Genomic DNA, 24,591 nt, shown 5'->3' with positions numbered 1-24,591 from the left:
CCCCACCGGAGGGCCTCAGCCCTCGCCCGACCGCTCCAGCAGGGCCACCGGGAACCGGTCGAGGAGGTCCGCCACGCGCGCGTGCCCGGTGAACTCCCGTCCCGGGGTCAGCGCGTCCGCCCACCGCCCGGGCGGCAGCTCAAGCCGGGTGTCCCGCCAGCCGCCCGACTCAGCCAGCCGCAGCGACAGCCGGGTCACCGCCGTGACCACCTCACCCGAACGAGTGAACGCCAGGCAGTGCTCCGCCGCGGGCCCGTCCGCCGCCAGCGGGGCGTAGGCCGCCGCCGTGCCGAACGCGCCGGGCCGGCGGGCGCGCAGCCGCAGCGCCGCCGCCGTCAGCGCGTCCTTCTCGCCCGGCACCGGCGGCGGGAACGGCACCGGCCGCCGGTTGTCGGGGTCGACCAGCGCCCGGTACTCGCTCTCCGTGCCCTGGTACACGTCCGGCACCCCCGGCATCGTGAGCTGGACCAGCGCGGTGCCCAGGACGTTCGCCCGGATGTGCGGCTCCAGCGACTTGCGCAGGGCGGCCACCCGCTCGCCGGGCGGCCCGCACGGTCCCGCCGTGAGGAAGGCGGCCACAGCCTCCTCGTACGACGGCTCCTGCTCGGTCCAGCTCGTGTACATCCCCGCCTCGCGGACGTGCTTGAGCAGCGCCTGCCGGACCCGTTCCTCCTCCGCCGGGCCGAGCCCGAACACGGTCTGCCAGGCCGCCCAGGCGAGCTGTCCGTCCGGGGCGCCCGCCTCGGCCCGGGACACCTCCGCGAGCACCTTCGCCCAGCGGTCCGGGCACTCGGTGAGCACGGCCAGCGCGGCGCGCACGTCCGCGCTGCGCTTGGTGTCGTGGGTGGTGACGACGGTGCCGGTGGCGGGCCAGTCGCGCTGCACGCGCGCGCAGTACGCGTGGAAGTCCTCCGGGTACACCCCGGGCGAGCCCGGGTCGCCGCCCACCTCGGCCGCCGACAGCAGCGGCACGTAGCGGTAGAACGCGGTGTCCTCCACGGCCTTGGCGCGCAGCGCCGAGGCGGTCTGGGCGAACCGGGTGCGGAACTCGACCCGGTCGGCGTGGTCCGGCGCCGAGGCGTCGCCCGGCTCCCCGACGAGGAGCCGCCGCACGATGCCGACGGCGTCCGCCTCCTCGGGCACCACGAAGGCCAGCCGGGCCTCCTCGGCGGCCTGCTCGGTGATGACGGCGGAGGCGTCCTCGCAGCCGTAGGGCCGGTAGACCCGCATCCGCACCAGCAGCTCCTCCACGGCCGTGCGCAGCGCCCACGGCGCACGGTCGCGCAGCGAGGGGTCCGGCGAGGCGGCGCACAGCCGGGCGGCCACCCGGGTGAGCCGGTCGGTCTCGGTGGCCAGCTCGTGCGTGAGCACCTTGTAGGCGGCGCGCCGGACGGTGGCGTCCCAGTTGCCGCCCCGGTCGGTCTGCGGCGCCGCGAACGCCCGGTAGCGCCCGAGCAGCTCGTAGGCCCCGGTGCGGTCGGTGAACAGGCCGTCGACGTGGCGCAGGGCGTCGTAGCCCGTGGTGCCCGCCACCGGCCAGTCGGCGGGCAAGTGCTCGCCGTCGGCGAGGATCTTCTCCACGACGGTCCAGCGCCCGCCGGTCGCCTCGTTCAGCCGCCGCAGATAGCCGCCCGGGTCCGCGAGCCCGTCGGGGTGGTCGACGCGCAGCCCGTCGACCACGCCCTCGTGGAGCAGCTGGAGGATCTTGGCGTGGGTGGCGCCGAACACCTCCGGGTCCTCCACGCGCACTCCGATCAGCTCGGAGATGCTGAAGAAGCGCCGGTAGTTCAGCTCGGTGCGGGCCAGCCGCCACCACACCGGGCGGTACCACTGCGCGTCCAGCAGCCGGGGCAGCGGGAGGCCCGCGGTGCCCTCGCGCAGCGGGAAGGCGTGGTCGTGGTAGCGCAGCACGTCCCCGTCCACCACCAGCCGGTCCAGCTCGGAGCCGACCGGGCCGCCGAGCACCGGCAGCAGCACCCTGCCGTCCTGCGCCTCCCAGTCGATGTCGAACCAGCGCGCGTACGGCGATTCGGGCCCCTCGCGCAGCACCTCCCACAGGGCCCGGTTGTACCGGGGCGCCATGGCCATGTGGTTCGGGACGATGTCCACCACCAGGCCGAGGCCGTGCTCCCGTGCGGTCCGGGCCAGCGCGCGCAGCCCGTCCTCGCCGCCCAGCTCCTCGCGCACCCGCGTGTGGTCCACGACGTCGTAGCCGTGCGCGGACCCCGGGACGGACTCGAGGACGGGGGACAGGTGCAGGTGCGAGACGCCCAGCGACGCCAGGTAGGGGACCGCCGCGGCGGCGGCGGCGAACGGGAACGAGGGCTGGAGTTGCAGGCGGTAGGTGGCGGTGGGTACCTCGGGTCCGGGTCGCGCAGCAGTCATGGAACCCTACGTACCCAGCGCACCGGATTTCGTGTCATCCCCTCCGCACGCGGGGGGCGCACGCCGGAGCGTGCACGCCCCCCGGCCGGCCTAGGCGGGCCGCTGCAGCACGGTCAGGCTGCGGTCCGGCAGGGTGATGCGGTCGCCGGCCGCCACCTTCGGGCCCGTGCCCGGCGGCACCCCGTCCGGGCGGGCCGTGTCGACGACCACCTGCCACTGCCGGCCGTGGTCGACCGGCACCTGGAAGTCCAGCGGCTCGGGGGAGGCGTTGAACATCAGCAGGAAGGAGTCGTCGGCGATCCGCTCCCCGCGCGGACCGGGCTCGGAGATGGCGTTGCCGTTCAGGAACACGGTCAGCGCGGACGCCGGCACCGAGTCCCAGTCCTGCTGGGTCATCTCGCTGCCCTCGGGGGTGAACCAGGCGATGTCGGACAGCTCGTCGTGGGTGCCCTCCACCGGACGCCCGTGGAAGAAGCGCCGCCGCCGGAAGACCGGGTGGTCCCGGCGCAGCCACACCATCGCGCGGACGAACTCCAGCAGGTCCCCCTCCGGGGACGCCCCCTGCGGCGAGTCCCCTTCCGGGACCTGCGGCCACCGGAGCCAGGAGACCTCGTTGTCCTGGCAGTAGGCGTTGTTGTTGCCGCCCTGCGTGCGGGCGAACTCGTCCCCGTGGCTGATCATCGGCACACCCTGGGACAGCATCAGGGTGGCGAAGAAGTTCCGCATCTGCCGGGCGCGCAGCTCCAGCACCTTCGGGTCCTCGGTCTCGCCCTCCGCCCCGCAGTTCCAGGACCGGTTGTGGCTCTCGCCGTCGCGGTTCTCCTCCCCGTTGGCCTCGTTGTGCTTGTCGTTGTAGGCGACGAGGTCGTGCAGCGTGAACCCGTCGTGACAGGTGACGAAGTTGATCGAGGCGAGCGGCCGCCGGCCGTCGTCCTGGTAGAGGTCGGAGGAGCCGGTCAGCCGGGAGGCGAACTCCGCGAGCGCCCGCGGCTCGCCCCGCCACAGGTCGCGGACCGTGTCGCGGTACTTGCCGTTCCACTCGGTCCACAGCGGCGGGAAGTTGCCCACCTGGTAGCCGCCCTCACCCACGTCCCACGGCTCGGCGATCAGCTTCACCTGGGAGACCACCGGGTCCTGCTGGACCAGGTCGAAGAACGACGAAAGCCGGTCCACCTCGTGGAACTGCCGGGCCAGGGTCGCGGCCAGGTCGAAGCGGAAGCCGTCCACGTGCATCTCGGTGACCCAGTACCGCAGCGAGTCCATGATGAGCTGGAGCACGTGCGGGGACCGCATGAGCAGCGAGTTCCCGGTGCCCGTGGTGTCCATGTAGTAGCGCGGATCGTCGGTGAGCCGGTAGTACGAGGGGTTGTCGATGCCCTTGAAGGACAGCGTCGGGCCCAGGTGGTTGCCCTCGGCCGTGTGGTTGTAGACGACGTCCAGGATCACCTCGATCCCGGCCTCGTGCAGCGCCCGTACCGCCGACTTGAACTCGAGCACCTGCTGGCCCCGGTCGCCCCAGGACGCGTACGCGTTGTGCGGGGCGAAGAAGCCGATGGTGTTGTAGCCCCAGTAGTTGTTCAGGCCCATGTCGACCAACCGGTGGTCGTTCACGAACTGGTGCACGGGCATCAGCTCGAGCGCCGTCACCCCGAGCTTGGTCAGGTGCTCGATGACCGCCGGATGGGCGAGCGCCGCGTACGTGCCGCGCAGTTCCTCCGGGAGCCCCGGGTGGGTCATGGTCAGGCCCTTCACATGGGCCTCGTAGATCACCGTGTGGTGGTAGTCGGTGTGCGGCGGCCGGTCGTCGCCCCAGTCGAAGTAGGGGTTGATCACCACCGAGGTCATGGTGTGCGGCGCCGAGTCCAGGTCGTTGCGCCGGTCCGGGGCGCCGAAGTGGTAGCCGTACACCTCCTCGCCCCACGACACGGCCCCGCTGACCGCCTTCGCGTACGGGTCGAGCAGCAGCTTCGCCGAGTTGCAGCGCAGCCCGCGCGCGGGGTCGTACGGGCCGTGCATCCGGAACCCGTACCGCTGCCCCGGCATCACCCCCGGCACGTACGCGTGCCGCACGAACGCGTCGCTCTCGCGCAGTTCCACCGCCGTCTCCGAGCCGTCGTCGTGCAGCAGACACAGCTCTACTCGGTGCGCGGCCTCCGTGAAGACCGCGAAGTTGGTTCCGGCGCCGTCGTACGTGGCGCCGAGCGGATACGCCTCTCCAGGCCAGACCTGCATGACCACGACTCTTCCAGGTGTGCGGCCCCGCTGGGGGGCGCGATGGCTTCGAGTCTCCCCGAAAGTGAGGGAACCTCCCGAGACTTACTGCCCTCTTACCGGCCGACCAGTGCATACGGCGACTCGTGTACCCGCCGTGTGCCGAATCAGTGGGGATACACGTACCCCCGGGGATCTTGGGGGAGCAGGGGGAAGATGTGCGCGAGACAGTGCACCGGCATCTCGGCAAGGTCGTGGCCGGCGCGGCGCTGGCGGTGGCCGGGACCGCGGTGATGGTGGGAGTCACCCTGCCCGGCACGGCGGGGGCCGGCGAAACGGGCGGTAGCGATGGCGGCGGCGGCACGCCGGCCGCCCGGCAGGCGGGGCGGGGACCGGGCGAGGTCCCGCCGGGCGTCGTACGGCAGGCGCCGGCCGAGGGGAAGAAGGGCACGGGCCGCGACCCGCTGACCGACGACGAGATCCGGCGCGTCGAGAGCATCGCCCTGAGCGGACGGACTCTCGGCGCCGGCGAGAACGTGGACGGGCACCCGGGCCCGCAGCGACTGAGCGTAGACCTGGCCGATCCGGAGGCGGACGAACTCGACGACCCGAAAGCGCCGCGCCGGGCCGACGTGAGCTTCTACGACTACCGGAGCGATGCGCTCATCACCAGGACGGTCGACCTGGCGACCGGCAAGGTCGTCGCCTCCGTCACCAGCAAGGGGGTCCAGCCGCCGCTGAGCCGGGCGGAGAACGCCGAGGCGGCCCGGCTGCTGATCGCCGACCCGCTGGGCGCGGGCCTCAAGGCGGACTACCGGGACGCCACCGGCCACGAGCTGACCTCCCCGGACCAGTTGCAGCTCAACGGCGCCGTCTACCGCGCCACTCCGGGCGGGCAGCCGGCCGTGCTCGGCAAGTGCGGCGAACACCGCTGTGTGCGGTTGTTCCCCAAGGTCAAGAACGGCCCGTGGATCGACGCCAGGTGGCTGGTCGTCGATCTCAGCGCCCGCAAGGCGGGCCGGCTCGAACGCCACTGAGCCCCGCGCCCCGTCCACGTCTTCCGGTTCTTCCGAACCGCATCTCCTGCGAGGGAGCAACTTCGTCATGCGTGTACACAGTTCGACCGGCGGCCACGGGCCGCGGGTGACCAGCCATGCCCGCACGCGGGCGGCCGTCGGCCTCACCGTGGCCGCGCTGGCCGCCGGCGTGGCGGCCGGAGCCGGCCCGGCCGCCGCCCGGCCGCAGGCCGCCCCGGCGGCCGCCGCCGCCGACTGCAGCGCCGCCTACCGGATCGAGCAGAAGCTCTCCAGCGGCACCACCTGGCGGATGTGCTGGCGCTACGACAGCAAGGCCGGCCTGGTCCTGGAGAACGTCTCCTACCAGCCCAAGGGTGAGCCGAAGCCGATCAAGGTGCTCAACAGCGCCCGCCTCGCCCAGATCGACGTCCCCTACGACGACGGCAGCGTCGAGTACGACGACCTGACGGGCTTCGGCTTCGCCCAGGGCCTGGTGAACCTGGCGCCCGGCGAGTGCCCCGGCGGCACCATCACCACCGTCCGGGTGCCCGACTCCTGGGACCCGGACCACCCGGACGTCAAGGGCCTGTGCACCACCACGCGTTCGCGCGGCCACGCCTACCGCATGCAGGGCGACGCGGCCAACAAGGTCTTCCAGGCACAGGGCAAGGACCTGCTCGTCTACACGGTCAACCAGGTCGGCTGGTACGAGTACATGACCGAGTGGCGCTTCCAGGACGACGGCACCGTCAACATGAACGTCGGCGCCACCGGCAGTCTCTCCTACGAGGACTACGACGCAGGCGACGGCCGCGGCTGGCCCATCGGCAAGGGCGCCAAGGCCTACGCCACCAGCCACAGCCACAACGTGTTCTGGCGGCTGGACTTCGGCCTCGACGGCTCCTCGAAGACGAAGGTCGAGCAGTACGACTCGGCCGTCACCGCGGCCGCCCCCGGCCGGCAGGCGCCCACCGCCAAGACCACCCGCACCAAGATCACCAAGGAGCTCGCGGGCGACGCCAAGACCTACCGCTGGTGGCGGGTGGTCAGCGCGACCGGCAAGAACAAGGACGGGCACGCCCGTTCGTACGAGATCGTCCCCGGCCCCACCACGAAGTACCCGGGCCGCAGCTTCACCAAGCACGACGTGTACTTCACCGAGTACGACAAGTGCGAGCGGTTCGCGAGCAACAACCCCGGCTGCGCGAGCGGCCACCCGAAGTCCGTGGACAAGTGGGTCAACGGGCAGACCCTCACTCACCCGGTGGTCTGGATGAACGTCGGCTTCCACCACATAGCCCGGGACGAGGACCAGCAGCCCATGCCGGTCCACTGGCAGGGTTTCGCCATCGCCCCACGTGACGTGACGGCTATGAATCCGCTCACTCCGGACGAGCTCGCATGGCAGAACGGCCACTGGCGTCCGCGTAGTTGAGGAACCGACCTGTCCATCCGGCTGCATCGCCGACCGCTCCCGGAGTACCCTTCCTTGATCGTTGAGGTGGGGTAGGCCCGGGGTGGCGGAAGGCGGTGCGCGGGTGGGCGCGGGAGGGCTGGAGCTGCCCCCTGGTGGCGAGGGTCACGAGGGGAACTCCACGGAGGTCCCGCCCGGCGCGGTGTCCCTGGCCCGCCCGATGGACGCCACGGGGTCCATCGGGCCGGAACTGGACTGGGACACCGACGCCTGGCTCGAGGTGCGCGTCCGCGCCCAGCGGGCGGGCCGGGCCTACATCTGGCTGAACCTGGTCGAGCAGCGGCTGCGCGCGGTGGTGGCCGCCGTGCTGCGGCCCGTGTACGAACCCGTCCACGGCGACGACTGGGTGGTGGCCGCGGCCGGGCCCGCCGGGCAGGAGTGGGTGCAGCGGGCGGTCGCCGTCCGCGAGGTCAGCCGCCGCAAGGGCTACCTGCTCGACCCGGCAGACGACAACGTGCTCAGCTTCCTCACGCTGCCCCAGCTGCGCGAGCTGATGGTGCAGCACTGGCCGTGCTTCGAGCCGTACTTCGACGAGCGCCGGGACGTCGAACTCGCCCTGGACGAACTCGAGGTGACCCGCAACGTCGTCTCGCGCAACCGGGCCCTGTCCGAGGCGGTGCTGAACCAGGCCGAGCGGGCCTCGGCCCGGCTGCTGGAGATGCTCGGCGCGGGCGGTGACGTGCCCTCCGCTCGCCGGCTGCCGGTCGACGCGGTGGAGGACCTGGTCGGCGACCGGTACGCGGACGTGGTCGCCGTCCACCCCGACCGGGTGCGGCTGATGCGGCAGTTCCCGGCCGAGGACCTGTTCGGGGGCGCCCGCCGCCTCGACGCCATCGGCATAGGGCTGAACCTGCTGGTGCAGAACTTCTCCGGCCGCCGGCTGGTCCGGCTCGCCGAGTCCGGCTGCCGGGTGCGGCTGCTCTTCCTCAACCCGGCCTCCAGCGCGGTCAAGCGCCGGGAGCGCGAACTGGGGATGAAACGGGGCGAACTGAGCCGGTCCGTCGAGATGAACATCCTGCACATGCGCCGGGTGCGGTCCCGGCTGCGCGACCCGGGCGCCTTCGAGATCCAGGTCTACGACGAGACGCCCCGCTTCACCGCCTACCTGGTGGACGGCGACGGCGCGGACGGCATCGGCGTGGTGCAGTCCTATCTGCGCGGGGCCCGTGGCATGGAGTCGCCGGTGCTGGTGCTGCGGGGCGGCGGCAAGGTGCTCAAGTCGGGCGACGCCGACGATGCCGGAATCTTCCCGACATACCGCGAGGAGTTCGAGCTGTCCTGGGCGGATTCGCGCCCGGTGTCCTGAACTGTCCGCGCGGGCAAGCGGAACGCGGTCGCCGGGTTGTCAGTGCCGCGTGCGATGGTGGGAGCCACTGGGGGAAAGCACCACCAAGAAGGGGGGCCGCCCATGGGCTGGCACCGGGAGCTGCTGATCGGCTTCGACCTGGAAACCACCGGCACGGACCCGCACGAGGCGCGCATCGTCACCGGCGCGGTCATCGAGGTGAGGGCCGGCGAACCGATGGGGCGCCGGGAGTGGCTGGCGGATCCGGGCGTGGAGATTCCGGCCGACGCGGTCGCCGTGCACGGCATCAGCAACGAACGCGCCACGGCCGAGGGCAGCCCGGCCGACCGGGTGGCCGACGCCATGGCGGACGTGCTGGTGTCCTATTGGCGCGGCGGCGTCCCGGTGGTCGCCTACAACGCGGCCTTCGACCTCACCCTGCTCTCCGCCGAACTGCGCCGCCACGGTCTGCCGTCGCTCTCGGACCGCCTCGGCGGCGCGGCCCCCGCCCCGGTGATCGACCCCTACACGATCGACCGCCGGGCCGACCGCTACCGCCGCGGCAAGCGGAACCTGGAAGCGGTCTGCGCGGAGTACGGCATAGTCCTCGACTCGGCCCACGACGCCTGCGCGGACGCCCTCGCGGCGGCCCGCCTCGCCTCCGCGATAGCCGACCGCCACCCCAAGATCGCCGCCCTCGGCGCGGCGGAGCTCCACACCCGCCAGATCGACTGGTACGCCGAGTGGGCGGCCGACTTCCAGTCCTTCCTCCGCCGCAAGGGCGACGAGACAGCGGTGATCGACGGCACCTGGCCCATCCGCCCGGTCCGGGACAACACCCCGGCGTGACCGCGGCCGGCCGGGCCCCGCCCAGCCGTCCACGCCCCGACCCGGCAGCGGGGAAGGCACCCCGTGAGCGCCGGGCCACCGCGACCCTGTGACCCGGGCACCAGCACGGGGCCCCGGCACGGCACCCGCCCCCTCAGAACGGATACCACCGCACAGCCTCGTCCCCGTCCCGCAAAGACCCCACCCGGCGCCGGAACTCGGCCAGCGCCTTCGGATTGCCGGCCGCGTGCTGAGCCACCCACGCACAGCTCGCCGTCTCCCGGGCCCCCCGCAGCACCGAGCACCCCTCCCACTCCCGCACATCCCATCCGTACGCCGAGACGAAGGAGTCGTACGCCTCCGCGGGCAGCCCGTAGCGGTCCCGGGACAGGGCCATCACCACCAGGTCGTGCTCGCGCAGGTCCGACGAGAAGGTCTCCAGGTCGACCAGCACCGGCCCGTCGGGTCCCACGTGCACATTGCGCGGCAGCGCGTCCCCGTGGATCGGCCCGGGCGTCAGACGGGGCGTCAGCGCCGCGGCGGCGGCCGCGAACCCGTCCCGGCGCTCGCGCAGGTACGCGGCGTCCTCCGGGTCGACCGCCTCACCCGCGAGCCGCAGCCAGCGCTCCACACCGCCCAGCAGTTCCCGGGGCGGCAGCGCGAAGCCCGGCGCGTCGAGCTCGTGCACGGTCCGCAGCAGCCGGGCCAGGTCGCGGGGTTCGGCCGGCCGCACGGCATCGGGCAGCCGGTGCCACACCGTCACCGGGTGCCCCTCCACCAGCAGCGGCTCCGGCTCGGCCGCCCGCACCGCGGGCACGTCCGCCCCGGCCAGCCAGGCGGCGATGTCCAGCTCGCGCCGGGCCCGGTCCAGCAGCTCGGCGTCACGGCCCACCTTGACCACCAGCTCACCGGCGGCGAACACCGCGTTCTCACCGAGGGCGAGGAGCCGTGCGTCCCCGGCCGGGACCGGCAGGACCTTCGCCGCGCCCAGTACGTCTCGCGCCCGTGCCTCGTCCATCGTCCGCCTCCGTGCCCTCTGCGTACCGTCCTGGCCGTCGTGGCCTCCGGCCAGTCTCCCATTCGCACAGGTCGGAGCCGCTGCGCGGTCCCTTGACGACGGCCCGCGCCTTCACGAACATGAACACGCCAAGGTGGGCGGGCGAAGGAGCTGGTCGCATGACGGCAGTGGCCGGAGCACGGCGGCCGGCCGATCGCGGTCACGGCGCCTGGTTCCTGGTCCTGCCCGCCCTGATCCCCGTCCTCCTGCTGAGCGTGGGCCCACTGCTCTACGGCATCGTGCTGGCGTTCACCGACGCCCAGTCCGGCCGGACGACGGCCACCGCCTGGATCGGCGCGCTCAACTTCCGCGACCTGCTGCACGACACGCTGTTCTGGGAGTCGTTCCGGATCGGGCTGGTGTGGGCGGCCGGGGTGACCGTGCCGCAGTTCCTGCTGGCGCTCGGCCTCGCCCTCCTGCTCGACCAGGAACTGCGGCTGCGGCGCTTCGCCCGCGCCCTGGCGATCGTCCCGTGGGCCATGCCCGAGGTCGTGGTCGGCATCATGTGGCGCCTGGTCTACAGCCCCGACGCCGGCATCCTCAACGAGACCCTGCGCGACCTCGGTCTGGGCGGCGGCCGGGACTGGCTGAGCGGCCTGGCCACCGCGCTGCCCGCGGTCATCGTCGTCGGCGTCTGGGCGGGCCTGCCGCAGACGACCGTCGCCCTGCTCGCCGGCCTGCAGAACACCCCGCGCGAACTGCGCGAGGCCGCCGAGGTGGACGGCGCCGGCGCCTGGCGCCGGTTCCGCGCGGTCACGTGGCCCGCCCTGAGACCGGTGGCCCTCGCCATCACCGCGCTCAACCTCATCTGGAACGTCAACTCCTTCGCCCTGGTGTACGTGCTCACCAGTGGCGGACCCGGCGGGAAGACCCGGCTGCCCATGCTGTTCGCCTACGAGGAGGCCTTCCGCTACGGCCAGTTCGGCTACGCGGCGGCCATGGGGTGCGTCCTGGTCGCGGTCGTCTCAGTCCTGCTGGCGGTGTTCCTCGTGGGCCGGCTGCGGGGAGGCGAGGACGCATGAGGAGGACCCGGCCCGCGGCCCGCGCCGGCCAGTACGCGGCCCTGCTCGCCTATCTCGTCTTCCTCGCGTTCCCGCTGCTGTGGCTGCTGTCCACAGCCTTCAAGCCGCCCCGCGAGCTGGGCAGCCTCCACCCCACCTGGATCCCGCGCCACCCGACCCTCGCCAACTTCCGGCAGGCCTTCGACGAGCAGCCGCTGCTGCACGCCGCGCTGAACTCCCTGCTGGTGGCGCTCGGGTCCGCCGTCGTCGCCGTACTGGTCGCCACCCCGATGGCGTACGTCGTGGCGCGGCACCGCTCGGCGCTGTCGCGGGCGGCCACCGGATGGGTGGTGGTCAGCCAGGCGTTCCCGTTCGTCCTGGTGATCATCCCGCTGTTCCTGCTGCTGAAGCACCTGCGGCTGATCGACTCCCTGGTGGGGCTGGTGCTGGTGTACGTGGTGTGGGCGCTGCCGTTCGCGCTGTGGATGCTCGTCGGGCACGTCCGGGCGGTGCCGGCCGAGCTGGAGGAGGCGGCGGCCGTCGACGGCGCGGGCCGGCTGCGGACGCTGGTCTCGGTGACCGCGCCGCTGCTGGCCCCGGGGATCGCGGCGACGGCCCTGTTCGCGTTCGTCACCGCGTGGAACGAGTTCTTCTTCGCGCTGGTCCTGCTGAAGAGCCCCGGCAGACAGACCCTCCCGGTCGTGCTCACCCACTTCATCGGCGCCGAGGGCGTCGCCGACCTCGGCCCGCTGGCCGCCGCCGCGTTCCTGGCCACGCTGCCCTCCCTGCTCGTCTTCGCCCTCGTCCAGCGCCGGATCACGGGCGGCCTGCTCGAAGGGGCGGTGAAGAGCTGATGCGGCACCCGCGCGGAACCGGCCGGGGGGCGGCCGCGGCACTGCTCGTCCTGCTGCTCCTCCTCGCGGGCTGCGCCCCGTCGAAGAGCGGCCACGGCGGGCCCGTCACCCTGCGCTTCCAGTCCCTGGCCTGGCAGCGGGAGTCGGTGGCCGCCAACAAGGAACTGGTCGAGGAGTGGAACGCCGCCCATCCCGACGTCAGGGTCGAGTACGTGCAGGGAAGCTGGGACAGCGTGCACGACCAGCTGCTCACCTCCTTCGAGGGCGGCGAGGCCCCTGACGTCATCCACGACGCCTCCGACGACCTGGCCGACTTCGCCTACGGCGGCTACCTCGCCGACCTCACCGGTCTGCTGCCGGCCCGGCTCAGGTCGGACATCCCCCGGCGCAGCTGGCGGGCGGCCGCCTTCGGGGACGGCGTCTACGGGGTGCCGTTCCTCCAGGAACCCCGGGTGCTGGTCGCCAACCGCGCCTGGCTGCGCTCGGCGGGAGTGCGCATACCGACCGCCGGGCACCCGTGGAGCTGGGCGGAGTTCCGGCGCATAACCAAGCGACTCAGCGGCCCCGGCAAGTACGGCGTGGCCTGGCCGCTGAAGGAACCCGTCTCCGCCACGCTGAACCTGTCCCTCTCGGCGGGCGGCCGGCTCTTCCACCGGGGCGCCGACGGCAAGGTGACGGTGCGGTTCGGCGCCGGTGACGCGGTCGTGCCGCGCACGGTCCACGACCAGGTCGCCACCGACCACAGCGCCCCCGCCTCGACGCTGGGCAGCGGCGGCTCGGACACCCTGCCCGGCTTCTTCGGCGGCCGGTACGCGATGGTCCCGCTGGGCTTCTCCTACCGTCAGCAGATCGTCCAGCAGGCGCCCGAGGGCTTCGACTGGCAGGTGCTGCCCGCTCCCGCGGGCGCCGGGGGACTCGCCCAGGGCGTCAGCCCGCAGACCCTGTCCGTCGCCGCCGACTGCCCGCACAAGCGGGAGGCCGCCGAGTTCATCGGCTTCCTGCTCCGCCCCCGGAACATGGTCCGGCTCGCCCTCGGCGACTGGATGCTGCCCACCGGCACCGAGGCCCTGAAGGACCCCGCCCTGCACACCGCCGAGTACGGCTGGGCCACCGGCACCGCGCTCGCGGCCCACCTCCGCCCGGCACCCGCCCAGTCCGTGCGCGGCTACCCGGAGTGGAAGGACAAGGTCGCCACCCCCGCCTTCCAGGAGTACTACAGCGGCTCGATCGGCCTGGCCGGCCTGCGGGAACGCCTGGAGCGGGACGGCAACCTGGTGCTGGCCCGCTACCAGCGCTGAGCCGGCCGCCGTAATCCGTTTGAACGAGACGTCTCGTCTCGCCTAGCCTCGTCGGCATGACCGCTCCCGCCCACATCGCCATGTTCTCCGTCGCCGCACACGGCCACGTGAACCCCAGCCTCGAGGTGATCCGCGAACTCGTCGCCCGCGGCCACCGGGTCACCTACGCCATCCCGCCGGCCTTCGCCGAGAAGGTGGCCGCGACCGGAGCCCGGCCCGTGCTCTACGACTCCACGCTGCCCGGCCCCGACGCCGACCCCGAAGCCTGGGGGAGCAGCCTGCCGGATCACGTGGAGCTCTTCCTGAACGACGCCGTCCAGGCGCTCCCGCAGCTCGGCGCGGCCTACGAGGGTGACGAACCGGACCTGGTGCTCCACGACATCACCTCCTACCCGGCCCGCGTGCTCGCCCACCGCTGGGGCGTCCCCGCGGTCTCCCTCTCGCCGAACCTGGTCGCCTGGGACGGCTACGAGGAGGAGGTCGCCGAACCCCTGTGGGCGGAGCCCCGGAAGACCGAGCGCGGCAGGGCCTACTACGCCCGGTTCGGGGACTGGCTCACCCGGAACGGGATCACCCGGCACCCGGACAGGTTCGTCGGGCACCCCGACCGCTCGCTCGTCCTCATCCCGAGGGCGCTCCAGCCGCACGCCGACCGCGTCGACGAGCGGGTGTACACCTTCGTCGGCGCCTGCCAGGGCGACCGGTCCGACCAGGGCGACTGGCGGCGGCCCGCGGACGCCGAGAAGGTGGTCCTCGTCTCCCTCGGCTCGGCGTTCACCAAGCGGCCCGCGTTCTACCGCGAGTGCGTCCGCGCCTTCGGCGACCTGCCCGGCTGGCACCTGGTCCTGCAGATCGGCCGCCGGGTGACCCCGGCCGAGCTGGGCGACGTGCCCGCGAACGTGGAAGTGCACCACTGGGTGCCGCAACTGGCGATCCTGCGGCAGGCCGACCTGTTCGTCACCCACGCCGGCGCCGGCGGCAGCCAGGAGGGGCTGGCCACCGCCACCCCGATGATCGCCGTACCGCAGGCCGTCGACCAGTTCGGCAACGCCGACGTGCTGCAGTCCCTCGGCGTGGCCCGGCACCTGCCCACCGAGGAGGCCACCGCCGACCGCCTGCGCGCCACCGCCCTGGCCCTCACCGGCGACCCGGAGGTGGCCCGGCGGCTGAAGGAGATCCAGGCGGAAATGGCCGAGGAGGGCGGCGCGCGGCGCGCCGCCGACCTGATCGAGGCGGAGCTGCCCGCGCGCTGACCCCGCACCCGTACGTCAGGCGCGGACGAGGGCCCGCCGGTTCCCCAGGACCGGCTGGCCCCCCGTCCGCGTGCCGGATCAGACGGTCAGCCGCTCGCCCTCCTCGCGCACGGGGGCCGGTGCGGCCGGCTCCGGGGACTCGTCATGGGTGAGGTCCGGCAGGCGGTGCAGCCACTTCGGCAGGTACCAGTTGCGCTCGCCGAGCAGCGCCATCACGGCCGGCAGCAGCACCCCGCGGATGACCGTCGCGTCGATCAGCACCGCGGCGGCCAGGCCCACGCCCATCTGCTTCATCGACTGCATGGACAGGGTGCCGAAGATCGCGAACACCGCGACCATGATGACGGCGGCGCTGGTGACGACGCCGGCCGTGGTGACCACGCCGTGCTGGATGGCGTCCTTGGTGCTGCGGCCGCGCAGCCGGGCCTCGCGGATCCGGGAGACCACGAACACGTGGTAGTCCATGGATAGGCCGAACAGGATCACGAAGAGGAACAGCGGCAGCCAGGTGACGATCGCGCCGACGCCCTCCGCGCCCACCAGCGAGGCGCCCCAGCCGTGCTGGAAGACGGCGACGAGGATGCCGTATGCGGCGCCCACCGACAGCAGGTTGAGCACGATGGAGGTGATCGCGACGGTCAGCGAGCGGAACGACAGCAGCATCAGCAGGAAGGCGAAGACGACCACGAACACGAAGACCGGGAGGACGGAGCCGACGAGCTGGTCGTTGAAGTCGTGGTTGCCCGCGACCTGTCCGGTGATCGGCGCCCGGACGCCCGCCACCTTGCCGAGGGTGGCGGGCCGCACCTCGTCGCGCAGCTTGTCCAGGCTCCGGACCGCGCGGTCCATGTCCGAGCCGCCGACCAGGGGTACGGAGACCAGGGCGACGTTCTGCGCCCGGTGCACCTGGATGTCGACTGGGCCGCGCGAGGCGCCCGAGGAGATGGCCCGCTGCTTGAAGTCGGCCAGCGCCCGCCGCATCTCCGGCGCGCCGATGTCCTTGGCGCTGACGACCACCTGGGCGGGCTCGGAGCCGCCGGGGAAGGCCTCGTTGAGCCGGTCGTAGGTCTGCACGATCGGCAGCGAGTCGCCGAACTCCTGGTCCAGCGTGAGCTGCTGGGTCTTCATGCCGAGCGCGGGCGCGGCGACGGCGAGCAGCGCGCCGGCCGCGACGGCCACGGCGACCAGCGGCCTGGCCAGCACCCCGCGCAGCACGGCGGTCCAGAACCGGCTCTCGCCGCCGCCACCACGCCGGCGCCGGCGGCCCAGGAACGGGATGCGCCCCTTCTCCACCCGCTCGCCCAGCAGGGAGAGCAGCGCGGGCAGCACGGTCACCGAGCCGACCATGGCGACGGCGACCACCATCAGCGAGGCCAGGCCCATCGCCTCGAACTCGGCCAGCCCGGTGAACAGCATGCCCGCCATCGCCACGCACACCGTGACCCCGGAGACGATGATCGCGCGACCGCTGGTGGCGGCCGCGATGCGAAGGGCGGCGCCCGCGTCCCGTCCGGCGTCCCGCTCCTCGCGCTCGCGGCGCAGGTAGAACAGGCAGTAGTCGACGCCGACGGCCATACCGACCAGCAGCATCACGGAGTTGGCGGTGTCGCTCATCGGCTGGACGTGGCTGACGATGCCCATCAGGCCCATCGTCGCCATGATCGCGGTGATCGCCAGGGCCACCGGCAGCAGCGCGGCCACCAGGGCGCCGAACGCGATCAGCAGGATGCCGAGGGCCACCGGCACGGCCGAGTACTCGGCCTTCTGGAAGTCGTCCCCGAAGGCGTCCTTGTACTGCTTGTTCATGCTGGCGCCGCCGATCTCCTCGATCCGCAGGCCGTCGTGCGCCTTCTGCACCCCGGCGACGGCGGTCAGCACCGGCTCGACCCGGTCGGCGGCGGTCTCCGCGTCGCCGCGCATGTCGAACTGCACGAGCGCGGTACGTCCGTCCCGGGAGATGGTGTGCGTGTCGTACGGGGAGGTCACGTGGGTGACCTTCCCGGTGCCGCCGACGGCCCGGACCACGTCGGCGACGGCGGTCCGGAACTCGCCGCTCGTGGCCTTGAGGGCGCCGTCCCGGGACTGGATCAGCACGGTCTCGCCGGCCGGCTGCTCGATGCCCGCGTCCTCGATGATCTTCGCCGCGGTGTGTGTCTCGCCCTTGAGCTGGTCGCTCTCGTCCACGTCGACCCGGCCGGCCGCCGAGCCGAACCCCATGGCCAGGACGACGAACAGCACCCATATGCCGACGGCGGCCCAGCGGTGCCGGGCGCTCCAGCCGCCGGCGCGGGCGGCCAGTCCCCGCACGCGCACGTCCGTGTTCCCCATGACGGGTTTTCCCCCTCGTATGCGGTGACGACCCCCTGCCGCCACGTCCCTTCTCGTTCCGTCTCGACGGTATGGGCCGCGCGGGAGGGTCTCGTCGTACTGCCCGGTGAACCGGCGCGGGCCAGGGTCACCGCTGGGGAGGACACCGGGCCCTTACATCTTTCGGGGCTTCCCGGGGGCGCGTCTCGGGGTGGGGGCCGCCGGCGCCGGGCCGTGTCCGATCCGCCGTCGTAGATCCACTTTGTGATTACGGAACCTTGTTGAACAAGTCACAGGTGCGTGTAGAGGTTGAACCGCGGGCCGTCGATCGGCCAGAGTCTCACGCAACCCGGTTCGTCCGGGCCCGGCCGTCGTGCCCGCCCCCACGGGGCACGACGGCCGTTCTAGTCTGTCCGGGTGACGACATACGCGGCGCTGCTGCGCGGGATCAACGTCGGCGGCAGCAGGAAACTCCCGATGGCCGATCTGCGCGCGCTCCTGACGGAACTCGGCCACGGCGGCGTGCGGACCCATCTGCAGAGCGGCCAGGCCGTGTTCACCGCCGGACGGGGCGACCAGGAGTCCCTGGCGGCGGAGCTGACCGGGGCGATCGAGGAGCGGTTCGGCTTCCGGGTCGAGGTGATCGTGCGCGACCACGCCTACCTGCGGGCGGTGGCCGAGGCGTGCCCGTTCCCGGCCGCCGAACTGACCGGGAAGCAGCTGCACATCACCTACTTCTCCGCACCGGTCACCCAGGAGCGCTTCGCGGCGGTCGACGCCGCCGCCCACCTCCCCGAGGCGTTCCGCCTCGGCGACCGCTGCCTCTACCTGTACGCCCCGGACGGCCTGGGCCGCTCCAAGCTCGCCGAGGCGCTCTCCCGCCGTCCCGCCAAGGGCCTGATCGCCACCAGCCGCAACTGGAACACGGTGCTGAAACTCGTCGAGATGACCGCTGACGGGGCGTGAGGCGCGCCGGCCGGGCCGGCCGGTCCGCGGAAAGTGGCCCAGGGAACGGGGCCGTGATTGGACCGGGATTCCGAGCCACCGGCTGACTAGCGTGACCGGCATGACACACGCCGACCACAGCCGCGACGCCGGTTCCGGCCCCACCCGGGTCGACTTCTGGTTCGACTCCGCCTGCCCCTTCGCCTGGATCACCTCCCGCTGGCTGCTGGAGGTCGAGCGCCTGCGCCCGCTCGACCTCCGCTTCCGCCCCATGAGCCTCTACCTGCACAACGTCGGCAACGCACTCCCGGACTGGTACCGGGACCTGGTCGACCGGTCGATCGGACCGGCCCGGGTCGCGGTGGCCGCCGCCGAACGGCACGGCGAGAAGGTGCTGCGCGACCTGTACACCGCGTTCGGCACCCGCATCCACGAACGCGAGGCCGCGGACTTCGACGTGGTGATCGCCGAGTCGCTGGCCGAACTCGGCCTGCCGGCCGACCTGTCGGACGCCGCCCACGACCCCGCGTACGACGCCGCGGTGCGCCGCGGTCACGACGCGGGCGTCGAGCCCGGGTCGGGCGGCTACGTGGGCACGCCCACCGTCCACGTCGACGGCACGGTGTGGTTCGGCCCCGTCCTGCGGGCCGTGCCGCGCGGCGCCGAGGCCGCGGAACTCTTCGACAGCTTCCGGGTGCTGGCCCGCCACCCCGACTTCTTCGAACTCAAGCGCACCCGCACCGGAGCGCTCCGCTTCGACTGATTCCGGGGGGACCGCGAGGGTGCCGGAGGACCCACGAGGTCCCGGTCGGCGGGAGGCGGGTGGCCGATAAGCGCCCCTCGGGCGCGGCGGGCCGTGGGACCCGGTGACGCATCCGCCGGGCCGGACGCAGAACGGAGTGCCGGCCGCGGTCCGACGTCACAGGGGAACGCCGGACCGTGGCCGGCGGTCGCGCGGCGCCCGTCCCGCCGCGGCCCCGGGGAGGCGCACCGCGCTCCCCGCAGCGGCCCCCTGTCCGTTCCGTCGGGAGTGTCCGCCCTGGTCAATGGGCGCGGGTCACTCGTACGGGTGACTGTTTTCGGCCCTTCCGCACGTGTGGGCGCAACGGCACCAGACTCCTGGACATGGCCGGAGCCACGACATCGGCGACGTCGGCGCTCCCGGACCCCAGCCCGGTACGGCCCCTCCAGACCAGCAGTCAGGACAGGACGATGAGCACGTACTACCACGGGAACATCAACGGCCCCGGTCACCTGGGCGCCCACGGCCGGACCGGCGGTGACGACGGACCGGACCCGGAGACCGTCTTCCGGCTCGCCGAGGGGCTCCTGGCGGCGCTGCGCGCCGAGCTGCCGGGGCTCGCCGTCCACGGGGAGGTCATCATGGCCGCGCTGGAGGAGGCCGCGGCGGACGGCGGCCCGCCCAACCGGGGGCGCATCCGTTCGAGCCTGGACGACATCGCCATCGGCGCCCCGGCCGGCACCGGCAGTCTCGCCTTCACCCAGCAACTGGCGCACCTGCTGCAGCTGTGAAACGGCCGGGCCCCGCCGCCACGGGGTCCGGCGGCGCGTCGTCAGGCGCCGAGCGCCGCCCGGGCCGGCAGGCCCGCCGAGTCGTAGCGGGCCAGCAGGAGCCGTGCCACCTCGGGGGCCGGGCCCAGCACGTCCGCCAGGACGTCCGCGTCCGCCGCGCCGCGCGCGATGCGGTCCGGCAGGAAGCCGGGGGCGAGGACGTAGGGCGCCACGGCGACCCGTTCGCAGCCGAGGGCGCGCAGTTCGCCTACCGCGTCCTCGGTGCGGGGAAGGGACGCGGAGGCGAACGCGGGCCGCACGGCGCACCAACCGGTGTGCCACCACTCCCGCGCGATGTCGGCGATCACCGCGATCGCCTCCGGGTCGGAGGACCCCGCCGAGGCCAGCACGACCCCGGTCGAGGACTTGTCGGCGGGCGTCAGCCCCGCCTCGTACAGGCGCCGTTCCAGTGCCGACAGCAGCAGCGGCGACGGCCCCAGCACCTCGGCCTGCCGGATGCGCAGGCCGCGCGGCGCGTCCCGCAGGACCGCCGGGATGTCGGCCTTCGCGTGGAAGGCGCGGGTCAGCAGCAGCGGCAGCGCCACCACGTCCCGCACGCCCTCGGCGGCGAGTGACTCCAGTACCCCGTGCACGGACGGGATGTTGAAGTCCAGGAAGCCGGTCTCCACGCGCAGCCCGGACCGCAGCGACCGCACCCGCTCCACCAGGGCGTGCACGGTCGCGGCGTGCCGCGGGTCGCGGCTGCCGTGGGCGATCACCAGCAGAACGGGTCGGTCCGGCTTGCCGTACACGGGAATCAGCTCTTCACCAGGAGGCCTCGGCTGCGCAGCACCCACCGCTCGAGCGGGGAGAAGATGAGCAGGTCGATGGCGATGCCGACGAACAGGATCAGGAAGATCGCCTCGAACACCATGGACATGGAGCTGGCGTTGCGGCCGTTCTCCAGCAACGCGCCCAGGCCGATGCCGAGGTCGGGGGAGGAGGCGATGATCTCCGCCGCCATCAGCGAGCGCCAGGAGAAGGCCCAGCCCTGCTTCAGGCCGGCCAGATAGCCCGGCAGCGCGGCCGGCAGCACGATGTGCCAGGCGCCCCTCAGTCCTGTGGCGCCCATCGTGCGGCCCGCGCGCAGGAACAGCGGCGGCACCTGGTCGATGCCGGACACCAGGCCGTTGGCGATCGACGGCACCGCGCCGAGGAGGATCACCGCGTACATCATCTGGTTGTCCAGGCCCAGCCAGATCACCGCGGGCGGCACCCAGGCCACCGACGGCAGCGACTGCAGACCGGACAGCACCGGGCCGATGGCCGCCCGCACGAACCTCACCCGGGCCACCAGCAGGCCCAGCGGGGTGCCGATGGCCAGCGCGAACAGGAAGCCCAGCAGACCGCGCGAGACGCTGGTCCAGATGTAGCCGAGCAGCTTGCCTTCCAGCCAGGCACGCTTGAACTCGTCGCCCACGTCCGCGGGCGAGGGCAGCTTCGTCGGGTCGTCGACGATCTTCAACGAGATCAGTGCCTGCCAGACGGCCAGCACCACCACGGTGGCGACGATCGGCGGAAGGATCTTGCGGACGAAGGTCTGCCGGAGGGGAGCCCGGCCCGCGACGGAGGTCTCCAGGGCGTCAAGGCCCGCCTCGACGCTTCCCGCGTCCGTTGCGGCTCTCGTCTCAGTGCTGGCCATGGCGGCGGATCTCCCCACGTAGTACCTCGGTGATCTCCAGGGACAGTTCGGCGACCGGCGCGTCCTCGATGCGCCGCGGCTGCGGGATGTCCACCCGCCACTCCCGGGCCACCCGGCCCGGCCGGGACGACAGCAGCACCACCCGCTGCGCGAGCCGGACCGCCTCACGCACGTTGTGCGTGACGAACAGGACGGACACCCCCGTCTCCGCCCAGATCCTGGTCAGTTCGTCGTGCAGCAGGTCGCGGGTGATGGCGTCCAGCGCGGCGAACGGCTCGTCCATCAGCAGGAGCTGGCTGTCCTGTGCGAGCGCCCGGGCCATGGCCACGCGCTGCCGCATGCCGCCGGACAGCTCGTGCACCCGCTTGCCGTACGAGTCCTGCAGCCGGACCAGTTCGAGCAGCTCCTCGGCCCTGCCGCGCCGCTCGTTCTTCGGAACACCCCTGAGCCTGAGGGCGAGTTCGATGTTCTTGCCCGCGGTCAGCCACGGGAACAGCGCGTGCTCCTGGAACATCAGGGCGGGGCGTCCGTGGGTCGCGATGCTGCCGGCGGTGGGCCGGTCGAGCCCCGCCACCAGGTTCAGCAGCGTCGACTTGCCGCAGCCCGAGGCACCCAGGAGGGTGACGAACTCGCCGGGCGCGACGTCCAGTGTGATGTCGTCGAGGACGAGTTGCCGTCCGGCCGGCCCGGCGAAGGACTTCGAGACGTGCTCGATGCGGGCCGCGTACTCGGCTGCTTCTGCTTCTTCGGCCTTGGCGAGGGCGGTTGCCATGGTCGTCACCTCCTGGGAACGCTCGGATCCGGGCTCAGCCGACGCCGAGACCGGCGTCGTCGACGGTGCTCTCGCCCTTGGCCTTCAGGACCTTGTTCAGCGGGGCGAGGTCGTAGATGCCGTCCAGCTTCGGGTCCTGAAGGAGGCCCGCCTTGACCGCGTGCCGCGCCTCGGTGTCGAGGGTCGCGGCCAGCGGGTCGTCGGTGATCTGGATGGACTTCCAGGCCGGGTCGAGGACGCCGGCCGGCAGCTCCTTGCCGGAGTCGATGCCGAGCTGCTTGTTCGCCGCGGCCTTGGCCTCGTCCGGGTGGGCGTTGATCCACGCGTTGGTGTCGACCGAGGCCCGCAGCACCGCCTCGACGGCCTTCGGGTGCTCCTTCAGGAACCTCTGCGACACGATGATGTTCGTGATCACGAACTTCTTGCCAGGCCACAGCGACGCCTCGTCCAGCAGCACCTTGCCGCCCTCGGCGACCAGCTTGGACGCGGTCGGCTCCGGCACCCAGGCGCCGTCGACCGAACCGGACGCGAAGGCGTCCGGGGTCACCTTGTTGTCGGTGCGGACGACGGAGACGTCGCCCTTGCCGCTCTCGGCGTCGACCTTCCAGCCCTGCTCCGCGACCCAGTTGAGGAAGGCCACGTCCTGCGTGTTGCCGAGCTGAGGGGTCGCGATCCGCTTGCCCCGGACGTCCTTCAGGGACTTGATCTTCTTCGGGTTCACCACCAGCTTCACCCCGCCGGAGGCGGAACCGCCGACGATCCGCAGGCTCTTGCCGTTCGACTTGGTGTAGCCGTTGACCGCCGGGGACGGGCCGATCCACCCGATGTCGATGGAGCCCGAGTTCAGCGCCTCGATCTCGGACGGACCGGCGTTGAACACCTGGTAGTCCGCGCTGGTCGCGCCGAGCGCCTTCTGGAAGAAGCCCTTCTGCTTGCCCACCAGCGCGGTCGCGTGGGTGAGGTTGCCGAAGTAGCCGATCCGCACGGAGTCCAGGCCGTCGGTCTTCTGGGCTCCGGCGGCGATCCGGGCGTCCGCGTTGTCGCCCTTGGCCTCGGACCCGTAGCCGCAGGCCGCGAGCGTCAGCAGGGGGAAGGCGGCCAGCGCGGCCAGGCCGCGGCGAAGCAAGATGGAACCACTGGCAGGCACGGGAGGCTTTCCTCTCGTTGGCCCGGCGGTCACGGTCTCAGGCCGTGGCCGGGAGTTCGGCAAGGGGTCTTCGTCGCTGGGCGCGCGTGCGGTGCGCGTACGTCACCGCGCACATCGCGCCACTCCGCCCTGCCCGCTGCCCAGGGCGCCGCTGCCGACGCGGCCGCCCTCCTTGGCGAACGTCGAGTAGAAACCGAGTGAGTTCATGGTCAGAAGTCCCAGCCGTCCTCGTCGGACGGGTCCTTGACCGGCTCGGGGGCGGCGAACGACTCGCCGACCATGCCGGCGGTCAGCGTGGTCCCGTCGCTCGGGTCGATCAGGATGAACGAACCGGTGCGGCGCGAGTCGGCGTAGGAGTCGGCCGGCAGCGGTTCGGCGGTGCGGATCTTCACCCGGCCGATGTCGTTGGCGACGAGCTGCCCGGGATGCGGGTGCAGGGAGAGGTCGTCGAGCGTGAGCCGGGACGGGATGTCCTTCACGATCGCCTTGACGGTGCGGGTGCCGTGCTTGAGCAGCACCCGGTGCCCGACCGCCAGCGGCTGGTCGGCGACGTGGCAGACGGTCGCCTCCACGTCCTGGGTGACGGCCGGGGCGTCCTTCGCCGGCACGATCAGGTCGCCGCGCGAGACGTCCAAGTCGTCCTCGAGCAGCACGGTCACCGACTGCGTCGTCCACGCCACGTCGACCGGCCGGCCCAGCAGGTCGATGCCGGAGATCCGGGTGGTCCGCCCCGAGGGCAGCACGGCGACCCGGTCGCCGACCCGGAAGGTACCGGCCGCGATCTGGCCGGCGTAACCCCGGTAGTCCGGGTGCTCGGCGGTCTGCGGCCGGATCACGAACTGCACGGGCAGCCGCGCGTGGCAGTGCGCCAGGTCGTGGCTGACCGGGACCGTCTCCAGGTGCTCCAGCACGGTGGGGCCGCCGTACCAGTCCATGTTCGCGGACGGCTCCACCACGTTGTCACCGGCCAGCGCCGAGATCGGGACCGCGGTGACCTCCGGGACGCCCAGCTCGGTGGCGTACGCGGTGAACTCCTCGGCGATCGCGGCGAAGACGGACTCCTCGTACGCGACGAGGTCCATCTTGTTGACCGCGAGGACCACGTGCGGCACCCGCAGCAGCGCGGCGATCGCCGCGTGCCGGCGGGTCTGCTCGACCACGCCGTTGCGGGCGTCGACGAGGATCACCGTCAGCTCGGCCGTGGAGGCGCCCGTCACCATGTTGCGGGTGTACTGCACGTGGCCGGGGGTGTCGGCGAGGATGAACCGGCGCCGGGGCGTCGCGAAGTAGCGGTAGGCCACGTCGATGGTGATGCCCTGCTCCCGCTCGGCGCGCAGGCCGTCGGTGAGCAGCGCCAGGTCCGGGCCGTCCTGGCCGCGACTCGCGGACGCCCGCTCCACGGCCTCCAGCTGGTCGGCGAGGACCGACTTGGAGTCGTGCAGCAGCCGCCCGACGAGCGTGGACTTGCCGTCGTCGACGGAGCCCGCGGTGGCGAACCGCAGCAGGGTGGTCTCCGGGAGCGTCTCGGTCGTGGTGGTGCTCAT

Annotated in this window: 20 protein-coding genes; 11 read left to right on the top strand and 9 right to left on the bottom strand. The window is 72.7% G+C overall.

Translation table 11 applies throughout. The features are described from left to right. Window positions 1-15: 15 nt before the first annotated feature. Both treY and glgX read right to left on the bottom strand, forming a co-directional pair. Window positions 16-2,385: a malto-oligosyltrehalose synthase gene (gene treY / locus ACFQ9Z_RS07075; protein WP_383012049.1), complete on the bottom strand. Its 2,370-nt coding sequence runs from the start codon at window positions 2,383-2,385 to the stop codon at window positions 16-18. A gap of 90 nt (window positions 2,386-2,475) precedes the next feature. Then, complete coding sequence (gene glgX, locus ACFQ9Z_RS07070; RefSeq protein ID WP_383012046.1) at window positions 2,476-4,617, bottom strand: glycogen debranching protein GlgX; 2,142 nt, start codon at window positions 4,615-4,617, stop codon at window positions 2,476-2,478. A 197-nt stretch (window positions 4,618-4,814) separates the two neighbouring features. On the opposite strand from glgX, the gene ACFQ9Z_RS07065 reads away from it, so the two are divergent. From ACFQ9Z_RS07065 to ACFQ9Z_RS07050, 4 genes are all read left to right on the top strand, one after another. Continuing rightward, entirely contained in the window at window positions 4,815-5,633 is an 819-nt protein-coding gene (locus tag ACFQ9Z_RS07065; RefSeq protein ID WP_383012043.1) for a Tat pathway signal sequence domain protein, read from the top strand. 67 nt (window positions 5,634-5,700) lie between these two features. Further along, entirely contained in the window at window positions 5,701-7,047 is a 1,347-nt protein-coding gene (locus ACFQ9Z_RS07060) for a copper amine oxidase (protein ID WP_383012040.1), read from the top strand. Between the two features lie 103 nt (window positions 7,048-7,150). Beyond that, the gene (locus ACFQ9Z_RS07055) at window positions 7,151-8,392 is read left to right on the top strand and encodes an SAV2148 family HEPN domain-containing protein (protein ID WP_383012037.1); all 1,242 of its coding nucleotides are present in this window, start codon (window positions 7,151-7,153) and stop codon (window positions 8,390-8,392) included. Between the two features lie 102 nt (window positions 8,393-8,494). After that, the gene (locus tag ACFQ9Z_RS07050) at window positions 8,495-9,220 is read left to right on the top strand and encodes a 3'-5' exonuclease (protein WP_383012034.1); all 726 of its coding nucleotides are present in this window, start codon (window positions 8,495-8,497) and stop codon (window positions 9,218-9,220) included. A gap of 133 nt (window positions 9,221-9,353) precedes the next feature. Here the strand turns inward: ACFQ9Z_RS07050 and ACFQ9Z_RS07045 are convergent, their stop codons facing one another. Further along, complete coding sequence (locus ACFQ9Z_RS07045) at window positions 9,354-10,217, bottom strand: phosphotransferase enzyme family protein (RefSeq protein WP_383012031.1); 864 nt, start codon at window positions 10,215-10,217, stop codon at window positions 9,354-9,356. Between the two features lie 158 nt (window positions 10,218-10,375). On the opposite strand from ACFQ9Z_RS07045, the gene ACFQ9Z_RS07040 reads away from it, so the two are divergent. The 4 genes from ACFQ9Z_RS07040 to mgt are packed head-to-tail and all read left to right on the top strand — an operon-like array spanning window position 10,376 to window position 14,662. Beyond that, a complete protein-coding gene (locus ACFQ9Z_RS07040; RefSeq protein WP_383012028.1) occupies window positions 10,376-11,278 on the top strand; it encodes a carbohydrate ABC transporter permease in 903 nt (300 codons plus the stop codon). After that, entirely contained in the window at window positions 11,275-12,111 is an 837-nt protein-coding gene (locus ACFQ9Z_RS07035; RefSeq protein WP_383012025.1) for a carbohydrate ABC transporter permease, read from the top strand. The genes ACFQ9Z_RS07040 and ACFQ9Z_RS07035 overlap by 4 nt, the downstream gene beginning before the upstream one ends. Further along, on the top strand, window positions 12,111-13,409 hold the full coding sequence (locus tag ACFQ9Z_RS07030; protein WP_383012022.1) for an ABC transporter substrate-binding protein: 1,299 nt from the start codon (window positions 12,111-12,113) through the stop codon (window positions 13,407-13,409). Before ACFQ9Z_RS07035 ends, ACFQ9Z_RS07030 begins: the two co-directional genes overlap by 1 nt. Before the next feature lie 56 nt (window positions 13,410-13,465). Further along, complete coding sequence (gene mgt, locus ACFQ9Z_RS07025) at window positions 13,466-14,662, top strand: macrolide-inactivating glycosyltransferase (RefSeq protein ID WP_383012019.1); 1,197 nt, start codon at window positions 13,466-13,468, stop codon at window positions 14,660-14,662. Between the two features lie 78 nt (window positions 14,663-14,740). On the opposite strand, the gene ACFQ9Z_RS07020 is transcribed toward mgt, so the two are convergent. Continuing rightward, complete coding sequence (locus tag ACFQ9Z_RS07020) at window positions 14,741-16,990, bottom strand: MMPL family transporter (protein WP_383012016.1); 2,250 nt, start codon at window positions 16,988-16,990, stop codon at window positions 14,741-14,743. A gap of 396 nt (window positions 16,991-17,386) precedes the next feature. Between ACFQ9Z_RS07020 and ACFQ9Z_RS07015 the strand changes: the two genes are divergently transcribed. From ACFQ9Z_RS07015 to ACFQ9Z_RS07005, 3 genes are all read left to right on the top strand, one after another. Then, window positions 17,387-17,935, top strand: coding sequence for a DUF1697 domain-containing protein (locus ACFQ9Z_RS07015; RefSeq protein ID WP_383012013.1), 549 nt, complete (start codon window positions 17,387-17,389; stop codon window positions 17,933-17,935). Between the two features lie 100 nt (window positions 17,936-18,035). Further along, window positions 18,036-18,677 (top strand): DsbA family protein, encoded by a 642-nt coding sequence (locus ACFQ9Z_RS07010; protein WP_383012010.1) that lies wholly within the window; start codon window positions 18,036-18,038, stop codon window positions 18,675-18,677. Window positions 18,678-19,039: 362 nt separating this feature from the next. Next, complete coding sequence (locus ACFQ9Z_RS07005) at window positions 19,040-19,447, top strand: hypothetical protein (protein ID WP_383012007.1); 408 nt, start codon at window positions 19,040-19,042, stop codon at window positions 19,445-19,447. 41 nt (window positions 19,448-19,488) lie between these two features. Here the strand turns inward: ACFQ9Z_RS07005 and ACFQ9Z_RS07000 are convergent, their stop codons facing one another. The 5 genes from ACFQ9Z_RS07000 to ACFQ9Z_RS06980 form a co-directional block, all read right to left on the bottom strand. Beyond that, window positions 19,489-20,238 carry a sirohydrochlorin chelatase gene (locus tag ACFQ9Z_RS07000; protein WP_383012005.1) on the bottom strand — a complete coding sequence of 250 codons (750 nt, stop codon included), beginning with the start codon at window positions 20,236-20,238 and terminating at the stop codon, window positions 19,489-19,491. Between the two features lie 5 nt (window positions 20,239-20,243). Beyond that, on the bottom strand, window positions 20,244-21,128 hold the full coding sequence (locus ACFQ9Z_RS06995) for an ABC transporter permease (protein ID WP_383012002.1): 885 nt from the start codon (window positions 21,126-21,128) through the stop codon (window positions 20,244-20,246). Then, window positions 21,115-21,900: an ABC transporter ATP-binding protein gene (locus tag ACFQ9Z_RS06990; protein WP_383011999.1), complete on the bottom strand. Its 786-nt coding sequence runs from the start codon at window positions 21,898-21,900 to the stop codon at window positions 21,115-21,117. The genes ACFQ9Z_RS06995 and ACFQ9Z_RS06990 overlap by 14 nt, the downstream gene beginning before the upstream one ends. 34 nt (window positions 21,901-21,934) lie before the next feature. Continuing rightward, entirely contained in the window at window positions 21,935-23,047 is a 1,113-nt protein-coding gene (locus ACFQ9Z_RS06985; protein WP_383011996.1) for an aliphatic sulfonate ABC transporter substrate-binding protein, read from the bottom strand. A gap of 209 nt (window positions 23,048-23,256) precedes the next feature. Next, window positions 23,257-24,591, bottom strand: coding sequence for a sulfate adenylyltransferase subunit 1 (locus tag ACFQ9Z_RS06980; RefSeq protein WP_383011993.1), 1,335 nt, complete (start codon window positions 24,589-24,591; stop codon window positions 23,257-23,259).

It is taken from the genome of Streptomyces sp. NPDC056580 (genome assembly GCF_042793175.1).
In the GTDB taxonomy this organism is placed as follows: Bacteria; Actinomycetota; Actinomycetes; order Streptomycetales; family Streptomycetaceae; genus Streptomyces.
Note: the sequence above shows the minus strand (reverse complement) of the source record. Positions and strands in the feature narration are given on the sequence as shown.

What these genes read in the sequence shown, in the direction of transcription:
- ACFQ9Z_RS07060 (WP_383012040.1), top strand. Translation starts at nt 5,701, where the DNA reads ATGCGTGTACACAGTTCGACCGGCGGCCACGGGCCGCGGGTGACCAGC.
- glgX (WP_383012046.1), bottom strand. Translation starts at nt 4,617, where the DNA reads ATGCAGGTCTGGCCTGGAGAGGCGTATCCGCTCGGCGCCACGTACGAC.
- ACFQ9Z_RS06990 (WP_383011999.1), bottom strand. Translation starts at nt 21,900, where the DNA reads ATGGCAACCGCCCTCGCCAAGGCCGAAGAAGCAGAAGCAGCCGAGTAC.
- ACFQ9Z_RS07045 (WP_383012031.1), bottom strand. Translation starts at nt 10,217, where the DNA reads ATGGACGAGGCACGGGCGCGAGACGTACTGGGCGCGGCGAAGGTCCTG.
- ACFQ9Z_RS06980 (WP_383011993.1), bottom strand. Translation starts at nt 24,591, where the DNA reads ATGAGCACCACCACGACCGAGACGCTCCCGGAGACCACCCTGCTGCGG.
- treY (WP_383012049.1), bottom strand. Translation starts at nt 2,385, where the DNA reads ATGACTGCTGCGCGACCCGGACCCGAGGTACCCACCGCCACCTACCGC.
- ACFQ9Z_RS07020 (WP_383012016.1), bottom strand. Translation starts at nt 16,990, where the DNA reads ATGGGGAACACGGACGTGCGCGTGCGGGGACTGGCCGCCCGCGCCGGC.
- ACFQ9Z_RS07040 (WP_383012028.1), top strand. Translation starts at nt 10,376, where the DNA reads ATGACGGCAGTGGCCGGAGCACGGCGGCCGGCCGATCGCGGTCACGGC.
- mgt (WP_383012019.1), top strand. Translation starts at nt 13,466, where the DNA reads ATGACCGCTCCCGCCCACATCGCCATGTTCTCCGTCGCCGCACACGGC.
- ACFQ9Z_RS07050 (WP_383012034.1), top strand. Translation starts at nt 8,495, where the DNA reads ATGGGCTGGCACCGGGAGCTGCTGATCGGCTTCGACCTGGAAACCACC.
- ACFQ9Z_RS07035 (WP_383012025.1), top strand. Translation starts at nt 11,275, where the DNA reads ATGAGGAGGACCCGGCCCGCGGCCCGCGCCGGCCAGTACGCGGCCCTG.
- ACFQ9Z_RS07005 (WP_383012007.1), top strand. Translation starts at nt 19,040, where the DNA reads ATGGCCGGAGCCACGACATCGGCGACGTCGGCGCTCCCGGACCCCAGC.
- ACFQ9Z_RS07030 (WP_383012022.1), top strand. Translation starts at nt 12,111, where the DNA reads ATGCGGCACCCGCGCGGAACCGGCCGGGGGGCGGCCGCGGCACTGCTC.
- ACFQ9Z_RS07010 (WP_383012010.1), top strand. Translation starts at nt 18,036, where the DNA reads ATGACACACGCCGACCACAGCCGCGACGCCGGTTCCGGCCCCACCCGG.
- ACFQ9Z_RS06995 (WP_383012002.1), bottom strand. Translation starts at nt 21,128, where the DNA reads ATGGCCAGCACTGAGACGAGAGCCGCAACGGACGCGGGAAGCGTCGAG.